This window comes from Schlesneria sp. (assembly GCF_036405755.1).
GTDB classification, from domain to species: Bacteria; Planctomycetota; Planctomycetia; order Planctomycetales; family Planctomycetaceae; genus Schlesneria; species Schlesneria sphaerica.
In genome coordinates this window covers 1-3,690 of the sequence record NZ_DASWWZ010000613.1, presented here as the reverse complement: position 1 = coordinate 3,690, position 3,690 = coordinate 1, and the positions used below count along the sequence as shown (strand labels likewise).

Below are 3,690 nucleotides of genomic sequence, written 5' to 3'. Positions count from 1 at the left end.
GGCATCGTGAGCCCCAGTTCCAGCAGCTCGGGATCCCAGGCGCGAACTCCGCTCATCGCGATGAAGCCGATTCGCATGAAATGCCCCTTAGAGACGGGAATTGTTCGAAACGAGCAGCGATTGCGTCAGGTTGGACCGGTCAGATGATGCGCTGACGAATCGGGACCAGCCGAAAGATGGCAGGATACCATCGACAGCGTGGGGATCGGCAGTCTCACCGACAGTCTGACCCACAGGGGAGGGACGCAATCCTGCTCTGGGCCAGGCCACAGTCTCTACCCGTCGGATGGGTATTCACCCGATGCGACCCCCGTCGGGGCGATCGATGCTTACCGGATTATTAGACGCAGAGAAGGTGGTTCTGACGAGTGCCAGCCTGTTTTTGGTTGCAATCTCTTGAGCACGACGGCCTAATGGCGGCCAGCGTAACGTTCGTCAAATCGCGAATTCACTCGAGCGGGTTGCAATCATGGGTTCCGATGTTTCTTTCCAGTCCGAGATCATCGATGGTGACATCCTGGCCATCGTCTTGCGCGGGGACCTGGATTCCATTTCAACCCCGGAATTTGAGCGTCAGCTCCAGACCCATCTCGATGCAGGCTTCACCAAATTCATTATTGATTGCCGCTACATGGGCTTTATTTCCAGCGTGGGAATCGGAGCATTGGTCGCACTGAAAGCACGACTGGCAAGAAAAGGAGGGACTGTAAAGCTGGCAGCCATCCAAGGGACGGTGATGCAGATATTACGTCTTGTCCGCATAGATAAGCTGCTGGACATTTACGGCGACCTGGAATTCGCACGACAATCGTTCTACGAACCTGCCACTGACCCACAGGCCGAATCCGTGTGAACCGCCCGGCGTCGTGGATAGATCGCCGGGCCCCCCTGGCCAGACCAGCCTGCAGCAGTTCATTCCGATCGCGATCAATCAACCGCTGATCTGCTTTCGCAATACTTCGAGCTCATCATCAATTTCCCGATGCAGGTCACTGACATCAGGGGCAGTGGGGACCCTGAGGTACCGCGGGACATTTGTCTCGGAATCCGATCGATCGACTCCCATCTCATCGCGACGTCGCAAAGCGTCTGCCAGCCGGGCTTCAAGCGCACGCTGCATGGTAGCGAGGTGCTCAGAGTACTTGATGGCGGCTTCGTGCTGTTGCGCCAAACCGGCGATAAGGTCTTCGACTTCCCGTTTACGCAGCAGCGACTGGCGAGCATCCGCTTCCGCCCCCGACTGCAGGTGCTCTCTGGCCTTGGCCGTCCACATTTCGACCTGAACACGATGTGCGTCAATCTCTTGCCGCAAAGTCTCTTCCGAAGCCCGAGCCGTCCGGACGCTGCGTTGAGCCCCGGTGAGTCCTTCCTCCATTTCTTTGATAATCTCGACAATCGCTGCTGCAGGGTCCGCAGCTTCTGCAAGCAAGTGTGAGAGATTACACGTGACAATGTCGGTCAGACGGCTGAAATAACTCATCTTGTATCTCTACTCCACAGCCGGATTACCGGCCACTTGTTCGAATGGGATCATCCTGGGCCTAACGCAATTCGTCGCACGCTGGATCAGCATGACGTCTCATTTTTATCGATACGGAACTGAAATTCTGGTCTGCATCCTCATTTCTCAAGCAGGTTCTGCGGAACCTCGACGTCGCGATCTCCATTACGCGTTTCGAGATCAGCCGGATTAAGAATTCCCCTCTCAGCCAGAAGCTCACGCAATTTTTCGCGGGCCAGGCGAAGTCGACTCTTGGTTGTCGGTAAATTTGCTTCCATGGCGTCAGCCACTTCTGGAAGGCTAAGCCCCGAAAAGTGATGCATCATGAATGTCAGCCGCTGTTCCTCGGGAATTTTCTGCAGCAGGTCTCCGACGATCTGAGCGAACTCGTTCTGATCCGCTTTGTCTTCGGGCAGGACAAAATCGCCCGCCAGCCGTTCGAGAATGTCATCCTCGTCATCACGGGGCCGCTGTGTACGAGACGCGTTCACCAGAGCGTCGTGAGATCGCCGCCGGGTGCTGTCGATCATCAAATTGCGGGCGATCCGGAACATCCAACCTTTGAAACAACCTCGGGGCAGGTAATCCCACGCCGTCGAGTGGACCCGAATCAGGGTTTCCTGCGTCAAATCCTCGGCCAGTTGCCAGTCGCGTAAATGCCGAAAGAAGAATCCCGCCAGAGGGTTCTGATAACGACGGACCAGCTCGTCGAACGCGTGACGGTCCCCTCCCTGAAGCTGATACATCAACTGGTCATCAGTGACTTCGTCGGCACGTGTCTCTTTGGACTGACGCGTTCCTGGGCGGGACATCAGTGTTGGTCCTTTCGGTGAAGACCGATCGCCGGCAACGCTGAGTCACTTTCGGTTCGATTCATCACTATTTCTCGCCCAGTGCGGGCAATCGCAACAAAATAGCCACATGGCAACCGACGATGGCCAGCACCACGGGGAATATCAGAATAACGAAGTAGTCGTCGGGTCGACCACTGCTGATCGGCCGCAGGAACATGTCTGCAAAGATCGTGGTCAACATCATCGAACCAAACGTCAACGCGGCAGCAGTCGCAATGACGCCCCACCGCAGATACAACGAAATTACCAGACAGAGATGCACGAGCAGGATCAAGTTCAAACCCATCCACCACGCGACAGGCTCATCAATCCCCTCGTACAGACTGCGTCGACCACCCTGCATGACCAAAAACGAGGCGACGACTGCGATGGCCCCGGGAAACAGACCGAAGAGACATCCCCAGATCTTCGAATAGACCACATCGTTAATATTGCGTGGCAGCATCAGCAGCGAGGGGAGTGTCTGATGGCGAATTTCGTCATGAAAGATACGCGACGCGCACATGGCGCAATCGGCAATAAACAACGGCACAACAAACAATTCGTAGCCGAAGGTGACGTCCTCCCACCGGAGATGCCGCCCCCCCACAGGCTGATCCCAGGGGTAAGAAGCCGCCACGGCAAGAAAGTACAGACCAACATACAAGCAGCAGCGGATCAAGATTCCCGCCCAGCCGCCCGCAATAAAGTGAAAATCCTTCCAGGTGAGGGCCTGCCCCCAGGCTCGACCTGTACCAAGAACCCGAAAACGCCCGGCTCCTTTTGGAACCATCATTCGATGGGTCGATTCCTGCGACATGTCATGAGACACAAACGGGAAGAGGATTCTGGCCAGAACGAACAGGGCGACGGCGCCTGCCAGATTTGAAATCACCTGGGGAGTCCATTGAAGCTGATATCCCGTCTCCGTCACCTCATACAGTTCCGTAAACACGCTGGTTTTCGAGATCAGTTGCAGAATGGGACTGAGAACTGGAGCCCAGGGAACCCAGAAAGGATCACCGGTGGTTGTGATGGCCGAATACCCGGCCAGCGCAAAGAGTGGACCGAAGATATATCCGACCAGCCAGAGCATCGTCAGACCAGCGGCATCCCGACTGCGGCGGGCCAGAACCGAGCAGAGTAACCCGATATTGGCGAGCAGCGCGGTGTAGGCCAGCAGCGCGGCGTACGCCGCATAGATCTGATCCGGCATCAGCCCCCCCAGCGTGATCGCCAGCAGGGTAAACGGATACTGCACCGCCAAGAGCAGGAAAACCTGAAACAAACGTGTCGTCGACTTCCCCAGCAACAGCCCTAACGGACTGATACCCGCCATGGTCATCAGCCCCAGGG

General features: G+C 56.4%; 4 protein-coding genes. 1 reads left to right on the top strand and 3 read right to left on the bottom strand.

Annotated elements, in window-relative coordinates:
- The first annotated feature begins 469 nt into the window (after positions 1-469).
- Positions 470-853 carry an STAS domain-containing protein gene (locus VGE80_RS20270; protein ID WP_397571776.1) on the top strand — a complete coding sequence of 128 codons (384 nt, stop codon included), beginning with the start codon at positions 470-472 and terminating at the stop codon, positions 851-853.
- Between the two features lie 78 nt (positions 854-931).
- Here the strand turns inward: VGE80_RS20270 and VGE80_RS20265 are convergent, their stop codons facing one another.
- The 3 genes from VGE80_RS20265 to VGE80_RS20255 all read right to left on the bottom strand — a co-directional run.
- Complete coding sequence (locus VGE80_RS20265; RefSeq protein ID WP_440593922.1) at positions 932-1,480, bottom strand: PspA/IM30 family protein; 549 nt, start codon at positions 1,478-1,480, stop codon at positions 932-934.
- A 140-nt stretch (positions 1,481-1,620) separates the two neighbouring features.
- Entirely contained in the window at positions 1,621-2,313 is a 693-nt protein-coding gene (locus VGE80_RS20260) for an RNA polymerase sigma factor (RefSeq protein ID WP_373649890.1), read from the bottom strand.
- Between the two features lie 67 nt (positions 2,314-2,380).
- The coding region (locus VGE80_RS20255; RefSeq protein WP_440593921.1) for an ABC transporter permease at positions 2,381-3,690 on the bottom strand (1,310 nt) is incomplete at its 5' end.

What these genes read in the sequence shown, in the direction of transcription:
- VGE80_RS20270 (WP_397571776.1), top strand. Translation starts at nt 470, where the DNA reads ATGGGTTCCGATGTTTCTTTCCAGTCCGAGATCATCGATGGTGACATC.
- VGE80_RS20265 (WP_440593922.1), bottom strand. Translation starts at nt 1,480, where the DNA reads ATGAGTTATTTCAGCCGTCTGACCGACATTGTCACGTGTAATCTCTCA.
- VGE80_RS20260 (WP_373649890.1), bottom strand. Translation starts at nt 2,313, where the DNA reads ATGTCCCGCCCAGGAACGCGTCAGTCCAAAGAGACACGTGCCGACGAA.